The following is a 19,682-nucleotide window of genomic DNA, read 5'->3' on the forward strand; positions in this document are numbered from 1 at the left end:
AACGAGGGGGATACGTGCGAAGTGCCATTCATTTTTTGCAGCCTTATCATTCCTGAGGGATGTAGTTCATCTTGCCGTCCTGCAGAACACCGCCCGAACGATCCGCATCGCCTTCCGATGCGACCCTGACCCCGCCAACCGTGTAGTGCCGTTCGACCCCAACGGAACAGCCGGACATGAACTCCTCGAGCGGAATCTCTCCCGGGTGAATCGGATCCAGAAACAACCTTCGCGTCGCGGCTGCCTGATCACAAATGTGATCGGCCTGGTGCGACAGGACGTTACTCCGTCGCGCTTCAAGCAAACAGAGGCCGGGGAATCACACGGATCAAGATCAGGAACGGCGCGACGACGTCGACGATGTTGTCCAGCAACAGCAGTCCTGGATTCGTCGAAGGTGGATGGCCAAACACCGCACGAACGATGAACAGTCCCATGAGCAGCGCCATGGAGCTCCCGACCATGATTGCCGGCCCTCGGATCGCCTCCTTCTTGCGCCAGAGCGCATAGACCAGCATCACCATGAACGGCGCGACGCAGACGGCGTAGAAGCCCATCATGAAACGGATGTGCAGTCCCAGCTCCGACGAGACGGGATCGATCCCGCTCGCAAGATAGTCTGCCAGGTCGAGGCGAAGCAGCTGTCGCAGCTCACAGTTGAAGGCACACAATCCGCTCGAGCAGGCAGCCGCGCACCCGCGGAGCGTCGGCGGATAGCCGAGCGCGACCGCCAGGTCGACGGTGTAGCCGACAACGACTCGAAAGACGGCGATGGGCACCAGGAGGATGTCGATTGCAGTCTTCCAGGTCGGCTGTCGGCTCATATGCGTGTCGTTGTACGACGCTCACGGCGTCGTCCGGTGCAGTGCCAGCCCTTGCGGATACCCTTCAGTGCGTCCCGTCGGTTACCCGGCGGAACCATCTTATCGAAGCCGCAGCTCCCTGCATCGGCCATTTAGCCATCGAGTCCCAACTAGCGCACGCAGCGAAACCCGATAAGCCCCGACGCGAAGGACGGCAGCCTGCCGCCGGAGACCGCGAGTGGGCCGGCTTTCGTCCCGGAGACGAGGGAGCCGCCGCGCGTCAGTGCACCGGGGCCTTCGCCGGTCGTGCTCGCGCCGACGAGGCACATCGCGTCGTCGCTGAAGCTGGCCCAGTCCGCGCATTGCGTAGAGCGCGGTACCCAGTCCGCCACCCACTCGTCGAGATTCCCGACCATGTCGAAAGTGCCGCGTGACGATACGCAGTTGCTGCGCGTACCGGTGGCGATCAGACCGGGACCGGCTGCAGAGGTATTGCAGTCCGTCGTCCCGTCGTCGGGACCGGCGTCCGGCGTGCCGTTCGCACCCACCTGCCACTCCGCGCTCGTCGGCAGACGCTTGCTCGAGTTGGCGCACGCCTCCTGGGCCTGGAACCAGCTGATGTGCGCCGATGGCAGCTCCGACGCCAGGCTCACGGCGTAGATGTCGTTTGCGCAGCTCTGGCCGTTCTTCGTGCACGGCGCATAGTCCTCTCCCGCCGTGCCGAGCTGCACGGCGCCGGCGCTCGTCAGCTCGTTGCGCGTGGCTCTGCCAAGTCGAATGTCGTTCACTACCATCGTGTTCGTGGCGGTCGGATCGGGCACGCGCCAGACGCTCTCTTCGTACTTGTCGATGCACACCGTTCCGGCCGACACGGCGTCCGCACCGCATCTGCTGCCGGGAAGTCTCGAAGAGCCGGCCGCCGTGCCCGCCACGCCCATCACCACTGTGCCGGCGAGAAAAATCTTCATTGCGTGCTGCTTCATCATCGTCGTGGTCCTCCTCGGTCGATCGTCATCTGTCCGCGAAATGTTTCCTCTGGACTCGTTCCATCTGGCCGGCAGTCCGGGCTGCCGCCGGTGGGCCTGCCTGCTGCGGCAGGCCCACCTTGCGGTTCGCCCCCGTGAAGCGCGCTAGTGCGATGTCCGCGACGCTCCCTGGTCGCAGAAACCCTTGAAGGTCTGCTGGAGCGACTTCACACTGGAAAATCCCAGCCCTTGCGCCGCCGCTTCGAGGCTCCCGAACTGCTGGACCAGCGCGAGCACGCTCTGGCCGTGACAGTTCACGGTACCGGGTAGTCCGACATCGGGAACGGTGTTGCCGGCGAGCGAGACGGTCATGTTGAACGTCCGCAGCGGAGAGTCGACGACGATGTCCGTGCCGATTCGCAGCCAGTCCGGCTGCAACGCCGAGTTGCGGATCCACGCCTGCAGGTCACCGACGAACGGCGTGCCCGGCGCCACGAGCGGCTTCGGCGCCGACAGGAACAGGAACTGGCCGCCGCTGACATCGACTTCGGGTCGGAAGAAGTAGTGATCCGCCGGCAACACGATCGGAGGCGTGAAGGTGATCGTGATCTGAACCGCCTGGCCACGCGCGACTCCGTCGCCATGGGTCACGTTTGCCGGTGCCGGATGGATTCCGTCCGTGACGGTGTTCAGGGCCTGGAAGCTCGGGTTCAGGACTTCTGCATGGAAGGAGAGGGTTTCCCTCTTGCCATCGCGAGTCGCTGCGCCGATCTCCACGTCCGCCGGCGAGTTGGCCCGCGACGGCACCTGGATCACGGGGAGCTCCACGGAGTCCCTGGGGAAGACGTGGTAGAGCTCGACTTCGACGTTGTCGATGTCCGTCAGCGCAGTCCCCGTCGGAATCAGCCCGACGATGGTCGCCCGGGTGATCGCCGTCGTGTCGCTGAGGATGAAATCATCGGCCGTTTCCGTCTCAAGGCTGTCCTTGCCGGCAGGCTGCGACAGCGTCCCGAGCAGCCCGTCGGGTGCACCGGTACTGAAGAAGTAGGGATCCGCCGACGCGGGCGTCGACAGCCACATCGATGCGATCACCGTGGCCGCCGCCACAGCGATACGAAGAGGGGACGGCGCAAACGCGGGCATCCGGTCGCCGGAGATCGTCCGCGTGGTGATGGTCATGTGTGATCGATTCATGATGGTCTCCTTCTGATCGCATTGGGTTGGAACTTGCAGGGAACTGAAAACTGCACGGCGCGGGCCGACTGCGGTCGCGAGCTCTTGCAACTCGCGGCGAGTCCACTCGAGAACGTGAGAAGCAGGGCACGGCGCGCGGCCTGGTACTCGTCGGCATCGCATTTCTTCATTCTGTCCTTCCTTCCTGCACGGCCGCTCGACCGCTCGACGCGCGGGTCCTGGTGCGAGCGTCACGCCGTCTCATCGACCGTGCCTTCGCACAGCCGAGCTGCGGCCGTCGTACCCGCGTGTCTGGTGGTGGCGTCTGCCAGTGCAGAGCCCGTGCGACGCCAGATCTGTTCGATCCTGCGTCTATGAAGAACTACGGATGGAGGGTCGGAAGGTTTCGCTCAGCTCGACGACGCGGCGCCGACTGCCGCGCGCTGCAGCACAGTCAGCGGCTTCGCGGCGAGAGCAGCACCTGTCCCAGCAGCGCGCCGACAGCAGCGAGTACGCCAAGCGGTAGCAGGTGGCCGATCAAGAGGTGCGACACGGACGCAACCGGGCACCACAGATCCACTCCGAACCACGCACACGCACCGGATGCGACGCCGATCGCCGCGCCATTGAGCGCGGGATGCTCCGGCGCGCTGCGGCGCGCGGCGAGAAATGCCAGCAGCGGACCGGCGGCGACGAGCAGCGACAGCGACAGGCATCTCAGCCCAGGCCGCGTGGGCCATGCAGTCATCGGATCGGCGAACACCAGGTCGCAGCCGACTTTCCATGCGAACAGCGCGAGCGGGATCAGGACGATCACGGAAAGAAGCCGGCTGCTCGATCTTCCGAGCATCGATCCGCCTCTGCGAAGTGCGAACCATAGTGCGGTCGCGGCAACGCCCAGCGCGCCTGTGGCCGTTGCCACGAGCAGCGAGACCGGTCGCTCCACGTACCGATGCGGGGCGATCTCGCCCGAGAGCCTCACGAGCTCGCCCTGCGACGTGAACATCGCAAAGATCACGAAGGCACTCACGCCGCTTGCGACTGCAACGATGCCGATGATCACGTTGCGGCGATGAACGGCGGCGCGCGTCGGCGAAGGCTCGGCAGCCACCGTTGCCAGCACCTGCGCCTTCAAGTCGGTGCTCACGATGCGCCTCCGTCTTCTCGAATCAGCGCACGCAGTGCCTCGTACGCACGGTGAGTCCTGAGCTTCACGGCGGGTACCGTCGTTCCCAGGAGCTCGGCGGCTCGTTTGAGGCTCAAGCCTTCCTGTTTGACCAGTTGGTACGCGGTGCGCTGCGACTCCGGGAGCGAGTCGAGGCGCTCCTGTACACGACGCTCCGTGCGCCGCGCGTCCACGACGTCGTCTGTGGAAATCGTCGCCTGGGACGTCATCCGGTCGTCGTCGGTTGGCACGTCCGCGAACACTGCCAGCTCCACGTGCTTGCGTCGGGCCCTGTCGATCATGAGTCGCTTGGCTACCGCGAGTGCCCAAGGCATCACGGGGGCGCCCGGGATGAACGACCCGCGCGCCCTGTGTATCTGCAGAAACGTCTGTTGCATCAGATCCTCGGAGGCAGCTTCGTCCCGTGTCGCCTTGCGCAGGTATCCGAGAAGGCGTGGCGCAAGCGCGTCGTACACTTCGGCAAATGCGGAATCGTCGCCATTGGAGTAGCGCTCCATGGCCGCGTCCGCCCTCTCGGCGCCCGGTTCTGTCGCAAGCGGCACAGGAGCCTCGCCTTTGTAAGACATACGGATCCGAGTCTCGGAAGTTTCGCTGCCAGCCGGGACAAAGCCCGGTCGGGGACCCCGGCGGGTTCTCTCGTTCCCATTTCCGGACCCGGGTGACCGGTGCAAGCCCTTTCGGATCGAGGGGAAAAGGCGGCCAATTGGAATCGAGGCCGGTGACCGTTCCGGTGTCAGTTGGCGATTGAACCCCGACCTGCATCCTTGGGCTCGACAGGAGCAGGCTCTCCGGGCACAACGTTCCGGCTCAGGGCCGGCAAGAAGTGGCTGCGGCCCGCGCGTTTTCAGGCTTTTTCTTACGCTCCCGACAAACCGGAACTTCGTTCGTCGCGGAAACAGGGACGAGCGGGCTGAGGGCTCACGCGAGTCGGATAGTCTCGGGCGATAGCCGGCTCGCCGAGGATCTTAGTTTCGGAGCGACCCGCGTACGCCCGCCTTCTCCCTCATTTTCCACGTCGTGAACCCGCCGCTCAGGTTGCGCGCATCGCGGCCGTTCTGGCGAAGAAAGCGCACCGCGTAGTACGCGCGCTGCCCGACGCCGCAGTACACGTCGATTTTATTCCCGCTCGGCACATCGGCGAGCCGCCGGCGGAGCTGCGACAACGGCACGTTGATCGCGCCGGGAACTGCCCCGGCAGAGAACTCCGACGGCTCGCGCACGTCGAGGATCACGTGGCCGTCGTGTCCGATGGCATCCCAGTCCGCCAGCGGCATGTCGCCGCTGAGCACGTTCACCGCGATCATGCCCGCGAGATTGACGGGATCCTTGGCTGCTCCGTATTGTGGCGCATAGCAGAGCTCGGCTTCGGCGAGGTCCTCGACCGAGCCTCCGAACTGCAGCACCGTCGCAATCACGTCGGTGCGCTTCGCGACGCCTTCGAGGCCGACGGCCTGGGCCCCGAGTACGCGCCCGTCGGGCACCGAAAACAGGAGCTTCAGGTGGATCGACTTTGCGCCCGGATAGTACGCGGCATGATGTCCGGGATGCAGGTAGACCTTCTCGAAACTCGTCACGCCGGCGCGGCGAAGACCTCTCTCGCTCGCGCCGGTCGTCGCCGCCGTCAGACCCATCACTCCGACGACCGCGGTGGCCTGTACGCCGCGAAAACGGACATCGCGTCCTGCAATCGACGCAGCCGCAACCCGCCCCTGGCGGTTTGCGGGGCCGGCCAGCGGAAGGATCACCTCCTGGCCGGTGATGACGTCGCGTACTTCGATCGCGTCACCCACGGCCCATATGTGCGGATCGTCCGTGCGCATCTGCGAATCGACGACGATGCCGCCGCGCGGACCGATTTTGAGGCCCGCTTCGCGCGCGAGCGTCGTCTCGGGCTTCACGCCGATCGCGAGAATGACGAGGTCGGCCTCCAGCGCGCTGCCCGACTCAGTGACGACGCGCAGGCCGTCGCCACCAGCCTCGATGCGCGCAAGGCCGTCGCCGAGAACCAGGTGCACGCCGTTGCTGCGGAGATGTTCGGCGATGGGCGCGGCCATCTCGGCATCGAGCGGCGGCATCACTTGTGGGAGCTTTTCGAGCACCGTCACGTCGATGCCGCGGTGCACGAGGTTCTCGGCCATCTCGAGACCGATGAATCCGCCACCGATGACGACGGCGCGCGCGGCGCGGTGCTGGTCGATCCAGGCGCGGATCCTTCGCGTGTCGGGAATGCTGCGCACGGCGAAGACTCCGTCGAGGTCGATTCCTGGCAAGGCCGGCCGTACCGGGACTGCGCCCGGCGCGAGCACGAGCGCGTCGTAGTGCTCTTCCCGGACCGCGCCGCTCGCGACGTCGCGAACGGTTAGCATCTGCCGCCCGCGGTCGATGGCGACCGCCTCGGTGCCGGTACGCACTTCAATGCGGAAACGGTCGCGGAACATCCCCGTCGATGCGACCAGCAGGCTTTTTTCTTCCGTAATGACGTTGCCGACAAAATACGGCAGGCCGCAGTTGGCGAACGAGACGTGCGGCCCGCGGTCGAGCAGCACGATCTCGCATGTCTCATCGAGCCGCCGCAGCCTGGCGGCGCAGGAGGCGCCGCCGGCAACGCCTCCGACAATGAGCACGCGGCGAAGAGGCGCAGCGGTTAGCGACATGACTGGTCGGCACTCCTCGCCGTTGTCCGGGATCGGGGCGCCATCGCTCCCTACGGACAGTTGGGACTGGAAGGCAGGCCTACGGCTGCTCGCAGCACCGCCAATGCATCGGACGCGGTCACGGCTCCACTTCCGTTGAAATCGCAAACCTGCAGGGCGCAGTTGAAAATGCCCACGGCGGCATGAAGCACGGCCAGCGCATCACCGGCGGAAAGCCGGCCGTCGCCCGTGCAGTCGCCGCACATGCGGCCGGCGACGTCGATCGTCACGGTGGCCAGATTCGAGTCGGTGGACCCGTCCCATGCAGCGAACGTAAACGAATCGGCGCCAGCGTAGCCGGGCTCCGGAATATAGGTTGCCAGGGTACCTTCGAGACCGGTCGTGCCGTGCAGCGGCTGCGAGACGATGCGCAGCGCGAGCGCATCACCGTCGGGGTCGTTTGCAACGAGCGGGACCTTCAGCGCCACGCCGGCAATGGCAGAAACAGAATCGCCGGTCGCGACGGCCGGCCTGTTCGGGTTCGCGGTGTCGTTGTGCGGACCGAGGTGACAAGTGTAGCAGCCGACCTGGAAACCGGCCCAGAGGCGCTTGGTTCCGAACTCGCCGTTGATCGTGCGATCGGTCTTCGTGCGAGACAGCACGGTCCCCCGATAATCGGTTCCGTGGCAGTCTTTGCATGGCGTCGTGTCCCCGCCGTCACCGATCAGATCGGGGTGGGCATTCACCCACGCCTGCCCGAGCGGATGCAGGCCATGAGGACCGCCGCTCATGGTCGCAGGCTGGTTTCCTCCGTGGCACGCGGCGCACTCCACGAGCATGCCTTCGTGCCCCTGGTGTTCGACGCTCTGCACGTTGTCGTTCGGATGGATCGATGCGAACTCGGCGTGCGTGGAGCCGTGGCATGCCTCGCACTTGAGGCCGCCATGCCCGGTCGAGAATCGGTACAGCGAGAGGCCAGCTGCGGGTGCATCGGCGGTGGTAGCAAAAGTTCCGTCGACCGCCTGGCGGACCTGCCCCGGCGACTCGAATACCGAGGTGTAGCGGAGCGCGCCGTTGTTGTGCGTTGCATTGCCGGTATGGCAGCTCTGACAGAGGGGCTCCTGCAGCCAGCCGAGGCGCCCCGCAGCACCGACAGCGTTCATCGGGCCGTGACACTCCTGGCACTGGATCGCGAGCGAACCGTCCGGTGCCACCGATGCTCCCATCACACCACGCAGACAGCGCGTCTCGGCCCCGGGATGACAGCGGTAACATGCACCGCGGTTGGTCGAAGCGTCGAGAGTCTGGCCGGATTGGGGATCGACGACAGTCGCATGCCTGCCGTGAACGGCCTGCGTCAGCGGCATCACACCGCTCTGGCCGGTGGTGCCGAGCGCGGCGGACGCATGACAGCTTGCGCAAAGAATCGGCTTGCCGTCGCTCGTCACGGTCGCGTACAGGCCGCTCGCATTGTAGCCGCCGGCGGTGAGCGCAGCCTGGAACGTCAGATCAGCCGCCTGCAGCTCGTCGTGCTTGCGAAGGATGTTCAGGCGCGTCTCGCGCTGGGCGTCCGGGTCGGTCACCCAACCTTGCAACGGCATGGCCGGCGCCGGAGTCCCGGCGGCCGGGCTGTGACAGCTGCGGCAGTCCATCTCGTCGGAGACCGGCAGCACGATGTCGATGAAAGCGAGCATCGTTCCTGCGCCGTCGCGCGCGACGAGACGCATCATCGGGTAGGCATTCCTGTTCATGGCATCATCGTACGGCGTCAGTGGAACGCCTTCGGCGATGAACCATCCCGACGCCGAATCCCACCTCATTGGCTGCGGCGTGTTGGCCGGGCCCGGCATGCGAACTCCGGTCAGCCCGACATCGATCGCCGGAGACGCGCCGAATAGCGGCTGCACGTACTGCCAGAAATTCGTCTTTCCCTGCGACGTCGTATTGATCGAGCCGGTGCTGTCCGCAACCGCCTCGTAGGTCACGGAAATTCCCGCAGCGGGCGGATCGGCGAGCATCACCCCCGCAGGATCGATCACCTGGGCATGAATGGTGTTGTACGGCGGCAGCAGCGAGAGGACGGAAAAATCCCCGTCCATGCAATGCATGCCGAGATTGTTCCATCCGACAATCGTGTAGTTGGCGGCGCCGGCAGATACGGCCACACCGACGAGAGAACTACCGAGAAGCAGCGCAAAGCTTCTTCGCCATGTCATGGCCTCTCTCCTGTCCTCCGCGCCCGTCCAGTCGCGATGCAGCAATCGTGCCGTGACCGTGGGGAACTTCCGGGTGAGAAAACCCCTGTTCTAACAGCACGTCAGGCGATTCCAGGCCGCCGGGGTCGCGATGCCTTACCAGGTTCGAGAAACGAGCCTCACCGGCTTTCGCAGTCACGCGAACTACCGTCGGAAGGACGCCGCCTCGCTTTCGCGCGAGGCCCCCCTATCCTCTCCCCGTCCACGTCAACGGAGGGAACAATGCTGCTTGTCCGTGACTGCATGACGAAAACCGTACGCACACTCGGTCCGCGCGACACGGTCGCGCATGCTCGGGAAGTGATGGTGCGCGAGCGGATCAACCAGCTCCCGATCGTTGCCCACGGCAAGCTCGTCGGGATCGTTACCGATCGCGACCTGCGCGAGGTGATGCCGACGGTTTTCGAAGCGGCGTCCCATGCAGCGCACCGGGATCGCAAGTGGACGGATCCATCCGAGCTGGCCGTAGAGGAGATCATGACTCCCGACCTGGTCACGATGGGTCCGGCCGATTCGGTTGCCGACGCGGCATCGCGCCTTCGGGCCGAACGCATCGGCAGTGCACCGGTCCTCGAGGACGGCAAGCTCGTCGGGATCCTGACGCGAAGCGACCTTCTCGACGCGCTCGTTGCCATCGAGCGCAAGCGCGGAGCGTGACTCGTCAGAGCTGATCGCTCGCGTCACTGCGAGAGACCTGCGCAGCAGGCGACACTGGTGGCCGCTGCGGCCCCTCGGCCGGCATGAGCGCGTCGCGCGGTATCGTCTGACCCCTCAGCATGCAACGGAACAGCTCGCCCGGCGTTTCGCCGGTGGTGCCGAGGTACGTGTGGATGATCATGAACACGGAGGCGAAGTAGCCGAGGTACGTGTGGACGATCGCCCAGAGCGCGATGCCGGGAAGGCCGAACAGGTTGCGTGGCAGGAATTCCGGAAACAGCAGCGCCCAGCCCGCAACGATGATCAGAGGAACGAGAGCAAACATGACGGCGAGATAGCTGAGCTTCTGGAGCGGGTTGAATTTCCGCTCGGCCGAGTGCGGGAAGGGGTGCGGCTCACCGAGGAACATTCCGAGCAGATAGTAGCGCACCTGGCGCAGCGCGCCCCAGGTTACGTCGTCCAATGACAGCCGGTAGAAGCGGCCGTTGCCGGTCCGGTAATTTCCAACGAGAAACACGACGTAGCCGGCGGTCAGAAGAATGCCGGCAACGTTGTGGCTCAACACCGACGCCCGGTAACCCGCCAACGGGTAGCCGGGAGTGGAATAGTGCATGGACAGGCCCGTGATGAGCAGCACCACGAAGAGCAGCGCGTTGGTCCAGTGCCAGATGCGAAGCCAGAGAGGATAGAGGACGACTTCGCCTTTCATGACATTTTTCTCAATCGCATGGCGATCCAGCGACCGCCACCGTGGGCGGCGACGCCGAGCACGACGAGGACGGCCAGGCCGAGCGTCGCCCAATCGAGCCAGACCTGCCGCGTCGCGCCGGTTACGTACGCGGTATTGAACAGCACCGAGTTCAGCCAGCCTTTCTCGCTGCGTTGGAGGGTGGCCTCGTGGGTGTAGAGCTCGGTGGCAAGCAGCGTATTGCTGGCATGGCACGCTACGCAGTCCGCCAGCGCCTCCCTGGCCGGCAGGATCTTGTGCATCGGCGCTTCCAGCGAAGACGTGGTGGGGCGACCCTTCAGGTCGGTGTGGCACGCGATGCACGGGCTGCTGCGCAGGTGGACCTCGGCATGGATCAGCCGCGTGTGTTTTTTCGCCAGCGCCGCCAGCGCGAGCTTCGGATCGTCGCGCGAGGCTTCATCGACGTGACACGCCACGCAGCTTTCGTTGGCGATCGTCATGCCGGCGAGCAGGTTGGTCACGCGGCTGGCCGGACTGAAGTAGTGCGGCGAATGGCACGTGGTGCATCGAAGCAGGGGGACCTTGTTCTCGTGAACGCTCCCGGCGACTGCGCCGGCGATGCCGTCCCAGTCGTGAGGCTCGGACCCCTCGTGACAGTCGGTGCAGTCCTTGACCGTGGACTGATCCGAGTCGTGGGGGAAAGTCGAAAAGCCTTTTTCGTGACACAGGTCGCAGGCCTGCTGACCGTGGACCGACGACAGGTAACGGAACTGATCGACGACTTCCTTGCGAGGTCGATGGCAGCCGATGCAGGTTGCCTCTTTTTGTACCGCCGTCGTTTGTGCGAGGGCCGCGGTCGCTGTGCCGCCCGAGGTGAGCACGAAGACGAGGAGGATCAGCCAGCCGATGACGCGACGTGATGCCGTCGCTTCTCCGGTCATGCTTTGCGCGAGCAGTGCCGACGCGCCCATGATGCTCCTCTCGATCCTCGTCCCTCTCCATGTGGAGCATTTTCCGTGCCGGAAGTTGCAGGCAACGCCGCTGCGCGGGAAGAACGTGCCGCGAACGACGAACGGATGGTTGTTGCAGCGGGTCCGAAGCGTTCCCGGGTCCTCGTCGCCAGGTTTCGAGGTGACGCAAAGTCGGCCGCGCCTTCGCAAAGCCGGGAATTCTGCCCCACGACGTCGTCGATCATGAGAACTCTCAAATCCTGACCAGTCTCGAGCGCGACCACGCACAGCGCTCGGCGCGATGGGTGATGGGGCGCAAGCGGGTCCTGCGGGGCTGCGTCGTGATGGATCGCGAGGGAATCGACCAGTCGTTCCCGGGCGCGCCGCTGCCGGACTGGCGGTGGCGCCGGCCGTTGGCTATTTCGGACGACAAGCCGCCAAAGCAGCGGCCGCTGCTGTATCCATCAACTCGACCAAGGAGAGAGGCCCATGAAGTACATGATCAGCTGGTACGAACGGTCACAGGGATCACCGATCGAATACGAGAACGCCCAGAAGCGGATCCTGGAGGTTTTCCGACCGTGGAAGGCGCCGGCCAATTTCAAGATCGAGGTCTTCGTCATACGGGTGGGCGAGTGGGGCGGCCATATGCTCGTAGACTGCGATGACCCGGCGGCGGTTCACAAGTTCTGCTCGATGCTCCCCGCATTCGAGTTCCAGGCTCGACCCGTGATTCCGGTCGAAGAGGCGATCCGCGTCGAGCTCGAAGCGATGGCCTGGCGCGACGGGCTGCAGGGCAAATAGCCACTGGACGCATGCCTCCGTGCGGGCGATCCGCTCGCGCCGAGGCTGCCGGCTTCTACTCCGCGGCCTTCGCCGTCTTGTCGAGCAGCGCACGGATCGTGCGCTGGTGATACTGCGTCGTGAACGTGTTCGGCTCGGCGAACTCCTCGGCGAGCATTGCCTGGTCGAATGTCATGTCCGCCGCCTGCCGCATGAGAGGCTTCGTCATGGAAACGACGTAGTCGGGCAGGCGGCAGATGCGCTCGCACCACTCGAGCGCAACGGCGTCCAGCTCCTCGCGCGGCACCGCGGCGTTGACGAGTCCCATCTCTGCAGCTTCCCTCCCCGTCACCGTCCGACCGGTGACGAACAGCTCGAATGCTTTCTGGTAGCCGATGCGCCGCGTGAGCACCCAGTTGGTGCCGACTTCCGGCACCAGTCCGATGCGGCCGAACGCGGTGACAAGGCGCGCATCCTCGGCGGCGACGATGAGATCGGCGTTGAGGGCCCACGCGAGCGCCACGCCCGCGGCATCGCCGTTGATCGCGGCAATGACGACCTTGTCACAGTGGACGATCGTGCGCGCGATGCCGCCGAACTGTTGCCGGATCCAGCGCCAGAGGTCGGCGGTTCCCTCTTCTCGATCGGCGAACGTGTGCGCGCGCTCCGTCATCAGCTTCCAGTCTCCGCCGACCGAAAACACGCGGCCGCTGCCGGTGAGCACGATGACGCGGACCTCGTCGTCGGCAACCAGCTCGCCGAGCGTTTGCTGCAGCTCGACGGTGAGCGGTCCGGAAAGGGCGTTGTTGTTGGCCTCGTCGACCATTCGCAGCACTGCGACGGCAGGCCGGGGCCGCTCCACTTTCACGCGCGTGCGAGGCTCGGCGCGAAGCGCCGCGACGTATTGTCTGGTGCCGATGCTGGTCGGGATCGTTGTCATTTGCGCGTCCTCCTGCTGGCCGCTGTCCGGCGTTTCGCTTCCATAGTGGTGGTGCTGCCTGTGGCGGACTCGGCGCGTACGGCGCGCCACACTGCCTCGGCCAGCGCATTGCTCTGCTCGGCGGCATCCTTCGGACGCGGGCCGCGTACCCATGCGGCCGCCAGGGCGGCGCATGGCGCCGCAAGCAGCGCCGTCAGCACGGCCGGCGAAAGCTCGCGCATCTCTGCGCTGGCGACGAAGCGCGCGAGCCTGGCGTGCACGAGCGCGAGGAATCGCCTGGTGGCCGCGCGGATTTCCTTCTCGGATTCGGCCACCTGCGGGGACTGCCTCGCCTCGAGAAGAAGGCGTGCGGCATCATGGTGCGCCGCCACCCATTCGAAGTAGTGGAGCACCGTCGTCTTGACCGCAGCTTCGCCGCTGGTGCACGCATCGAGCGCCTCCAGGTAGCTGTCGTGGTAGCGTTGGAGGACCTCGAGGTAGACGCGGCCGGCGATGCCGTCCTTGTCGCCGAAGTGATGGTAGATGCTGCCGACGCTGGCGCCGGAGACGGCGCGAATCTCGGCGATCGTCGTGTTGCCGACGCCGTGCTTTGCGAAACAGACGATTGCGGCGTCGAGGATCCCGGCGCGGCGATCCGTTCGTGGCGCCACCCGCGGCATGGGCGGATAGGAGACTAGAACATTATTCTAGTCAAGCCGCATCGCCCGTGCAGAAGCGCTGCCCGCCCGTGACTCAGCGGCAGGCGCAGATGCGACCGGTATCCGCGTTCGTGCTCGAAGCATCGGTAGGCGGCGTCTGACAGCGGGCGCGGAAGATGACGTCTCCGGGTGCGGTGAGCACGGCGCAGCCGTAGCCGCCCCCCGCGCAGTCGCCGGAAGCATCGAGCCCCGAGCTTGGAGCACCGGTTGCGTCGAGCAGTGCAATGCAGTTCGCGTCCGAGCCGTCGCTGCCGGCAATGATCGTGGTAGCATCGTCGTAGACGAGGCCCCTGGCGCCGCAGGTGCTCGTACAACTCGCGCCGTTGGCGCCGAGGAACCAGCATGCGTCGCCGTACGGAACGCCCGGAGACGGACACGCCGTACAACCCGTCAAGTTGAAGTCGCAGCCGCCCGTGCAGGCCAGCGTTCCGTGAAGTCCGAACGAGGCGCAGGAAAGTCCGCCGAGATCGGCGCCGTCGCATTTCTCTCCGGCGACGTCGATCGAGCCGTCGCCGCAGGCCGGGATGCTCCCGGTACCCGCGATGATCGCGGCCGCTGCCGTCGCTTGAGCGGAGAGGTAAGTGTCCATGTCTGCAGAGGTGGCGATATGGTCCGGACACATTCCGCCGCCGGCGGTATCGGCGGTACCCCACTTGTCGCCGAATTTCGCAATGCACGTCGAATAATCCGGCGTTGCGCTCTTGCTGGCCGCGACCGCGTCGGCCTTCTGCCGGCATGCGTAATAGGAGCCCGCGACCTTGTCCTTGGCTGCCGCGCACTTCTCGCCCGGAGTCGGCGCGGCGATGGCGGTAGCGGAGCTCCACACGATCGCGATGGCCATTGCTGTCCGAAACATCGTTTCCATCGGTTGTCCTCCGGCTGTTCGTCGTCCTCGGTCAGTTTTGCGGCAGCCGCCGGTCGTTTGAGGCCCGGTCATTTTGTCTGCGCCTTGAAGATCGCGGCGCTGTTGGTGCCGGTATCGGCCACCGCGAACTGGCTCATCCAGCACATGCCCGCGTCATTGACCAGCTGAACGGTGACGTTCGGCTCTTCGTGGAAGAACGTGGCGCCCGCGGGAGAAGGCAGCGTGAGGTTGGCGTGACCGGCAAGGACCTTCGCCTGGGTGCGACCCGCATTGCCGGAGCGCAACTGCACCTTCAGGACGCCCTCGGAGCTTCCCGTCTTGTCCTTGTACTGCAGGAGGGACGGCACCTTGCTTATCCAGTGCGTGGACGGGGCGATATCGATGGACGCCTTGAGCGAAGAAACCGTTGACGCCTCGTCGTAGATGCACAGCGTATAGTGCGTGTCGGTCCCGGGCGTGCCGAAGTCTTCGGGCGCGAAGGCATCGCCGTGGCTCCACTGCCACGACAGCTTGTCCTTCAGCTGGCCGTTCGAATTGTTGATCTGGAGCTTCGAAGCCGGCGCGACCAGGCAGGCGGCCGCGTCGCGCGGGACCGGTGCGTGCACGCAAGCAGCCAGATCCTCGCTGCACGAATCCTGGGTGCACGCGTCGGTGTCGGCACAGCTGTTCGGAACGCCGGTGACACAGTCGCCATTTCCGTCGCAGGTGTCGTTGATCGTGCAGAAATACCCGTCCTCGCAGGAGCTGCCGGCCGCTTCGAACTTGCACGTCGAAGAGCAGCAGTCGCCGTTCTCGTTGTTCCCGTCGTCACATTGCTCGCCCGCGAGCGGGTTGACGAAGCCGTCGCCGCAGAACAGGCACCCGTTGATTCGCGTACCGTGACAGGCCTTGTTGCTGCAGACGTCGTTGTTCGTGCAGCGGTTGTGGTCGTCGCACGGGCTGCTGTTGGCCGTATTCGAGCACCCGCTCGTCAGCGAGCAGAAATCATCCGTGCAAGGGTTGCTGTCGTTGCACGCGGAGTCGTCGGCGCTGTGCCGGCACGTGCCGTCGCTGGTGTTGCAGGAGTCGGTCGTGCAGGCCACGCCGTCGTCGCAGCTTTTGGGCGTGTGCTGGCAGGTCCCGTTGTTGACGGACGTGTTGCAGATATCCGTGGTGCACGGGTCGCCGTCTTCGCACAGCGGAACGGCAGGGTAGCCTGGCGCGGCTGTCTGCGAGAGGCAGTTCTCGTTCTGGCAGTCGGCGCTGCATCCGTCTCCGTCGACTGCGTTGCCGTCGTCGCAGGATTCGCCGGGATCGATCCTGCGGTTGCCGCAAAGCGGGCAGGGCGCCAGCGTGGCATCGGCCACGAGCGTCGCCGCGGGAGCAACCGTACCTTGCACCTGAGGCGGGTTGGCGACGCTTCGGTAGCGCAGCGTGTTGCTGCCGCTGGCGCCGGACGTCACCGTGCTTCCTGCCAGCAGCTTCATCGTGTCGTGGGAGATCAGCGTGTTGGCGCCATTGTCGACGTTGTTGTCGAGACTGCTGCCGCTCTGGAGCGTCAAACCGCAGGCTTCCGCACCAAGGCTGCCGCCGCCGGTTCCCGCCACCGACATGGCTCCGCTGATACTGGCGTCCTGCCGGGCGACGAGCACTGCGCTGCCTCCGGCGCCGCCGCTGCCGCCGCTGACGTCGGCGTCGCCGGCGAAGCTCAGATCTCCGCTGATCGATTCGAGGTCCAGGACGCCGCCGCCGGCGCTGCCGCCGCTCAGGTCGAAGGCCGCGGCAGGGCCGATGGTCGCGGTTCCGCCGTCGGCGGTGATCTGTGCGAAGCCGCCGTCGCCCTGGGCTCCTGCGGCCTTCGCGGTGACGTCGCCGTCGATTTCGAGGCCGGCGCCCGACTCGATCGTAACGTCCGAGCCCTCACCGTCCGGAGTAGAGCCATTGCCGATCAGCCGCGTGTTCGCGTCGAGCAGCACGTTGCGCAGGGCCTCGAGATCCTGGCTGCCACCGTCGCCGGAATCATTCTCGGAGTCCATGTGGCCGCTGGTTTCGATCGTGCTTTTGTTGGAAGCCGAGACACCGTGAAACGAGAAGTCCCGCCCCGCGGTGACCGAGATGTCGCCGCCGAAACCGGCGCCCGCCCCGGAATTGGCGATCAGGCTGCTCGTGACGGTGACGTCCCGCCGGGCGGTGAGGTCGATTGTTCCACCATCGAAGTCTCCTCCGAGAACGTTGATGTCGGACTGAAGCACGACGTCCGTTCCGGCGTTGAGCTCGACGTCGCCACCGGTCGAAGCGCCGCCACCGGTAGCGTTGATGTTGTTGCTTATCGTGATCGAGCCTGTCCGCGCGTCCACCGACAGGCTGCCGCCGTCGGAGTCCACCGACGTGCTGTTGAGGGTGACCGGCTTGGCAATCGAGACGGAATCGGCGGCGCGGATGACGATCGTGGCCGGATTGTCCGAGCTCCCGGTGACAGAGCCTCCGAGGCTGATCGATGCTGTGCCGACGCTGCAGCTGCCGTATTCGCAGTCGCTGTTGTCCGCGCAGTTGACGGGATTGTCCCCCCGGCCCGTACACGTGATCTGCGAGGGGCAGGTACCGAGGTCGCAATCGGCGTTCGTGCTGCAGCGAAAGTACGTCGTCGAGCCCGAGCAGCGGTGGAGGGAACCACAGTGCCCGAGCTGACAGTCGGTATCGCCCGTGCACGTGCGTGTCGTCTTGAGGGAGCAGCGTCTCACTCCGCAAGGGCCGAGCTGGCAGTCGCCGTCGTCGAGGCACGGGACCAGGGGATTGGCGGAGGTGCAAAGGCGGCGGGCCTGCAAAAGCACCGAACCGCTGCTGCTGCCCGAAGAGGTCGCGCCTGCGGCATTCAGGAATGCGCTGGAAGTGGATGCGGTAAATGATCCGCAATCGATCCTGCCGCTTCCGGTGCCGAAGTTGAACTGACCCGCGCCGGACACGTTCACGGTGCGCGTACCGAAGTCCAGGACCGCATTGTTGGCGACGTCGAAGGTGCTCGTCACGTTGCACGGATTGGCGTTGCTCGCACAGACGTCGGCGGAGGTGGTGGCGGGAGTTCCCGCCCTTGCCGTCGATGCCGCGCACATGCAGACGGCGACGAAGATCGCTGCAACTGCCTGCGAGCTCTTGATCCGGTGACCGCCGCTCATCGACCCGCTTCCGTGCGTCCTTTGATGTCGGATCCGCCGTTGCCGGTGGCCTGCACCCCGTCGGTGGCCGCGGCCTTGCCGGGGGCGACCACGCCGGCTGCACCGTTGCCGGAAGTCACCATCTTCTCGATGCGGTTGTCGCGACCGGCGATGACGGCTCCGTTGCGACGATTGTCCGTCGTCTTTGCGTCGATCCTTCCGGCGCTTCCGTGCACTTTGAGGCCGTCGCGCGCGTTGGCGCTGGAAGTCACTCCGGTGATCCGGTTGCCGTGGCCGGAAAGCGCAACGCCGTCGCGCCCGTTGCCGTTGCTGAGCACGTCGTCGAGTGCGACACCGCTGGCGTGAATCGACAGTCCGTTGGCGGAGCAGTCGTGCACATCGATCGAGCGGACTTCGCGAAGCGCATCGCGGCCCGACGCGCGAATGCCGGTGGCGAAGTTGGCGATTTCGGCTCTGGCATCGTCCTCGTCGCCGCCGACGATAACGGCGCCGAGACGACCGCCGCGAGCGACGCGTATGCCGGTACCGTAGCCACGGCCGAGGATGCTCTGGCCGCCCAGGTTGAGGGTGAGACTGGCGGCGCGGGGATCGGCAAGCAGCGTGAGGCCGTCACCCGAACAACGCTCGGTCGCCACGGGATCGGTGGGCCAGAGCACGGTATCGACGACGACGATGTCACCGCACGCGCATGCGACCCGCACTCCACCGACGGTGTCGCCGCAATCTTTGGCCGTTGCGGCGCTGGCCGTCGCGAGCAACAACGCCGCCGCCGCTGCCAGCGCCGACAGTCTACTCGGGGGCGATGAAACTCGACACGTCAGCTCTTGCTCGTCCATAGTCCTCTTCCGCACTCGAACGAATACCCGAATCGTCCGGTGCGGTGCCCGTTCACAATATTTGGACAGCCGGGCATACGATAGCGCCGATCAGCGGATCGCGAGTCTTTGGCCCGCGCTCGTTCGAGTTGACCGCCGGGATTGTCGTACTCCGCGTGGGATGGCTTGCCTCCTGTACGGGAACCCAATGACGAAATCTTCACTTGGCGCGAAGTTGCCGACCGGATGTCGCATTCTGAAACGGGCGTTCAGGATGTGGCCTGCGTATCGTGCCCGAGGTCACAAAAATTCCGAACGCGCGGGGGACGTGGACCGCCCCCGGGAGAGTTGCCGCCGCCGACTTCGGCGGCGTCGGAACACCATTCTAGAATAAAGTTCTAACCGGTCGCGCGGTTTTTGCCGCCGGTAGGGTTCAGCCGGCCTCGCACCGCTCCAGCCCAGGTGGACCCGAGGACGGACAGGCACGGGAAGGCTGGTGCCTGACCCCATTCCTGTGTGCCTGACCCCATGCTGACCCCATGCTGACGCACTTGAGTTTAGTGGGTAGTCAGTTTTCTCGAGATTTCTTTGTCCTAATGGGGGGTTAGCGTGTTTTTGAGGTTTCGCATCCCATTTTTAGCCGTTAATGTCCCCCTTGCCGGTCGTTCAGCGGGACGGCCTTCCGAAGGGGCTTCGCCAACGATTCCTCGTCTGGAGCCGAGCGGGAAACCGCCGACTGGCACGCAGCTCGCAACGTTCGGCGGGACGGACGCTGACGAAGCAAACAAGAGGGGAAGGACCCAGATGAAGACCAGCTATAAGGCCTGCCTCGTTGCGCTCGCGCTCGCCCTGGTGGCCGGCACTGCCGATGCCGCCAAGAAAGGTGGCGGTGGTGGTGGCGGCGGCGGCGGCGGAGTGCCGACGAACTACGGTTGCCAGACGTTCGCTGCGGGAACGACGTTCACGAGCCCGGACGGGAAGACGCAGAAGCACCTGCTGATGTCGACCTGGACCTGCTACCTGTGCAACACGACGACGCACCTTTGCGTGATCCAGTCGCCGTCGACGCTGTTCGGCTGGACGTTCTACTACTGATCGATGGAGCCCGCGCCGAGCGGG

The 19,682-nt window shown here is 65.5% G+C and carries 17 protein-coding genes; 3 read left to right on the forward strand and 14 right to left on the reverse strand.

Annotated elements, in window-relative coordinates; genetic code table 11:
• Positions 1–296 precede the first annotated feature (296 nt).
• The 7 genes from VGK20_04290 to VGK20_04320 form a co-directional block, all read right to left on the reverse strand.
• Positions 297–824, reverse strand: a complete 528-nt coding sequence (locus tag VGK20_04290) for a hypothetical protein (protein ID HEY2773256.1) — start codon at positions 822–824, stop codon at positions 297–299.
• Positions 825–973: 149 nt separating this feature from the next.
• The gene (locus tag VGK20_04295) at positions 974–1,789 is read right to left on the reverse strand and encodes an SUMF1/EgtB/PvdO family nonheme iron enzyme (protein ID HEY2773257.1); all 816 of its coding nucleotides are present in this window, start codon (positions 1,787–1,789) and stop codon (positions 974–976) included.
• A gap of 144 nt (positions 1,790–1,933) precedes the next feature.
• Positions 1,934–2,962, reverse strand: a complete 1,029-nt coding sequence (locus tag VGK20_04300) for a PEP-CTERM sorting domain-containing protein (GenBank protein ID HEY2773258.1) — start codon at positions 2,960–2,962, stop codon at positions 1,934–1,936.
• Between the two features lie 433 nt (positions 2,963–3,395).
• The gene (locus tag VGK20_04305) at positions 3,396–4,088 is read right to left on the reverse strand and encodes an NrsF family protein (GenBank protein HEY2773259.1); all 693 of its coding nucleotides are present in this window, start codon (positions 4,086–4,088) and stop codon (positions 3,396–3,398) included.
• A complete protein-coding gene (locus tag VGK20_04310; protein HEY2773260.1) occupies positions 4,085–4,624 on the reverse strand; it encodes an RNA polymerase sigma factor in 540 nt (179 codons plus the stop codon). The genes VGK20_04305 and VGK20_04310 overlap by 4 nt, the downstream gene beginning before the upstream one ends.
• 468 nt (positions 4,625–5,092) lie before the next feature.
• Positions 5,093–6,781 carry an FAD-dependent oxidoreductase gene (locus VGK20_04315; protein ID HEY2773261.1) on the reverse strand — a complete coding sequence of 563 codons (1,689 nt, stop codon included), beginning with the start codon at positions 6,779–6,781 and terminating at the stop codon, positions 5,093–5,095.
• Between the two features lie 50 nt (positions 6,782–6,831).
• Positions 6,832–8,976, reverse strand: coding sequence for an Ig-like domain-containing protein (locus VGK20_04320; GenBank protein HEY2773262.1), 2,145 nt, complete (start codon positions 8,974–8,976; stop codon positions 6,832–6,834).
• 261 nt (positions 8,977–9,237) lie between these two features.
• Between VGK20_04320 and VGK20_04325 the strand changes: the two genes are divergently transcribed.
• Positions 9,238–9,672 (forward strand): CBS domain-containing protein, encoded by a 435-nt coding sequence (locus tag VGK20_04325; GenBank protein HEY2773263.1) that lies wholly within the window; start codon positions 9,238–9,240, stop codon positions 9,670–9,672.
• Between the two features lie 4 nt (positions 9,673–9,676).
• Here the strand turns inward: VGK20_04325 and VGK20_04330 are convergent, their stop codons facing one another.
• Together VGK20_04330 and VGK20_04335 are read right to left on the reverse strand one after the other, a co-directional pair.
• Positions 9,677–10,381, reverse strand: coding sequence for a cytochrome b/b6 domain-containing protein (locus VGK20_04330; protein HEY2773264.1), 705 nt, complete (start codon positions 10,379–10,381; stop codon positions 9,677–9,679).
• Positions 10,378–11,331, reverse strand: coding sequence for a cytochrome c3 family protein (locus VGK20_04335; protein HEY2773265.1), 954 nt, complete (start codon positions 11,329–11,331; stop codon positions 10,378–10,380). Before VGK20_04335 ends, VGK20_04330 begins: the two co-directional genes overlap by 4 nt.
• A gap of 468 nt (positions 11,332–11,799) precedes the next feature.
• On the opposite strand from VGK20_04335, the gene VGK20_04340 reads away from it, so the two are divergent.
• Positions 11,800–12,114, forward strand: coding sequence for a DUF3303 family protein (locus VGK20_04340; GenBank protein HEY2773266.1), 315 nt, complete (start codon positions 11,800–11,802; stop codon positions 12,112–12,114).
• 55 nt (positions 12,115–12,169) lie between these two features.
• Here VGK20_04340 and VGK20_04345 read toward each other — a convergent pair whose 3' ends face one another.
• From VGK20_04345 to VGK20_04365, 5 genes are all read right to left on the reverse strand, one after another.
• Positions 12,170–13,033, reverse strand: coding sequence for an enoyl-CoA hydratase/isomerase family protein (locus tag VGK20_04345; GenBank protein ID HEY2773267.1), 864 nt, complete (start codon positions 13,031–13,033; stop codon positions 12,170–12,172).
• Positions 13,030–13,683: a TetR/AcrR family transcriptional regulator gene (locus VGK20_04350; GenBank protein HEY2773268.1), complete on the reverse strand. Its 654-nt coding sequence runs from the start codon at positions 13,681–13,683 to the stop codon at positions 13,030–13,032. The genes VGK20_04345 and VGK20_04350 overlap by 4 nt, the downstream gene beginning before the upstream one ends.
• An 82-nt stretch (positions 13,684–13,765) precedes the next feature.
• Entirely contained in the window at positions 13,766–14,596 is an 831-nt protein-coding gene (locus tag VGK20_04355; GenBank protein HEY2773269.1) for a hypothetical protein, read from the reverse strand.
• A gap of 68 nt (positions 14,597–14,664) precedes the next feature.
• Positions 14,665–17,748 (reverse strand): DUF4215 domain-containing protein, encoded by a 3,084-nt coding sequence (locus VGK20_04360; protein HEY2773270.1) that lies wholly within the window; start codon positions 17,746–17,748, stop codon positions 14,665–14,667.
• The gene (locus tag VGK20_04365) at positions 17,745–18,584 is read right to left on the reverse strand and encodes a hypothetical protein (protein ID HEY2773271.1); all 840 of its coding nucleotides are present in this window, start codon (positions 18,582–18,584) and stop codon (positions 17,745–17,747) included. Before VGK20_04365 ends, VGK20_04360 begins: the two co-directional genes overlap by 4 nt.
• Before the next feature lie 783 nt (positions 18,585–19,367).
• Here VGK20_04365 and VGK20_04370 point away from each other — a divergent pair.
• Complete coding sequence (locus VGK20_04370) at positions 19,368–19,658, forward strand: hypothetical protein (protein HEY2773272.1); 291 nt, start codon at positions 19,368–19,370, stop codon at positions 19,656–19,658.
• Positions 19,659–19,682: the final 24 nt, after the last annotated feature.

The organism is Candidatus Binatia bacterium (assembly GCA_036493895.1).
Classification (GTDB): Bacteria; Desulfobacterota; Binatia; order UBA1149; family CAITLU01; genus DATNBU01.

Bases quoted from the DNA above. Each gene is read 5' to 3' on its own strand.
- VGK20_04290 (HEY2773256.1), bottom strand. From the start codon at position 824: ATGAGCCGACAGCCGACCTGGAAGACTGCAATCGACATCCTCCTGGTG.
- VGK20_04295 (HEY2773257.1), bottom strand. From the start codon at position 1,789: ATGATGAAGCAGCACGCAATGAAGATTTTTCTCGCCGGCACAGTGGTG.
- VGK20_04300 (HEY2773258.1), bottom strand. From the start codon at position 2,962: ATGAATCGATCACACATGACCATCACCACGCGGACGATCTCCGGCGAC.
- VGK20_04310 (HEY2773260.1), bottom strand. From the start codon at position 4,624: ATGGAGCGCTACTCCAATGGCGACGATTCCGCATTTGCCGAAGTGTAC.
- VGK20_04315 (HEY2773261.1), bottom strand. From the start codon at position 6,781: ATGTCGCTAACCGCTGCGCCTCTTCGCCGCGTGCTCATTGTCGGAGGC.
- VGK20_04320 (HEY2773262.1), bottom strand. From the start codon at position 8,976: ATGACATGGCGAAGAAGCTTTGCGCTGCTTCTCGGTAGTTCTCTCGTC.
- VGK20_04325 (HEY2773263.1), top strand. From the start codon at position 9,238: ATGCTGCTTGTCCGTGACTGCATGACGAAAACCGTACGCACACTCGGT.
- VGK20_04330 (HEY2773264.1), bottom strand. From the start codon at position 10,381: ATGAAAGGCGAAGTCGTCCTCTATCCTCTCTGGCTTCGCATCTGGCAC.
- VGK20_04335 (HEY2773265.1), bottom strand. From the start codon at position 11,331: ATGGGCGCGTCGGCACTGCTCGCGCAAAGCATGACCGGAGAAGCGACG.
- VGK20_04340 (HEY2773266.1), top strand. From the start codon at position 11,800: ATGAAGTACATGATCAGCTGGTACGAACGGTCACAGGGATCACCGATC.
- VGK20_04345 (HEY2773267.1), bottom strand. From the start codon at position 13,033: ATGACAACGATCCCGACCAGCATCGGCACCAGACAATACGTCGCGGCG.
- VGK20_04355 (HEY2773269.1), bottom strand. From the start codon at position 14,596: ATGGAAACGATGTTTCGGACAGCAATGGCCATCGCGATCGTGTGGAGC.
- VGK20_04360 (HEY2773270.1), bottom strand. From the start codon at position 17,748: ATGAGCGGCGGTCACCGGATCAAGAGCTCGCAGGCAGTTGCAGCGATC.
- VGK20_04365 (HEY2773271.1), bottom strand. From the start codon at position 18,584: ATGGACGAGCAAGAGCTGACGTGTCGAGTTTCATCGCCCCCGAGTAGA.
- VGK20_04370 (HEY2773272.1), top strand. From the start codon at position 19,368: ATGAAGACCAGCTATAAGGCCTGCCTCGTTGCGCTCGCGCTCGCCCTG.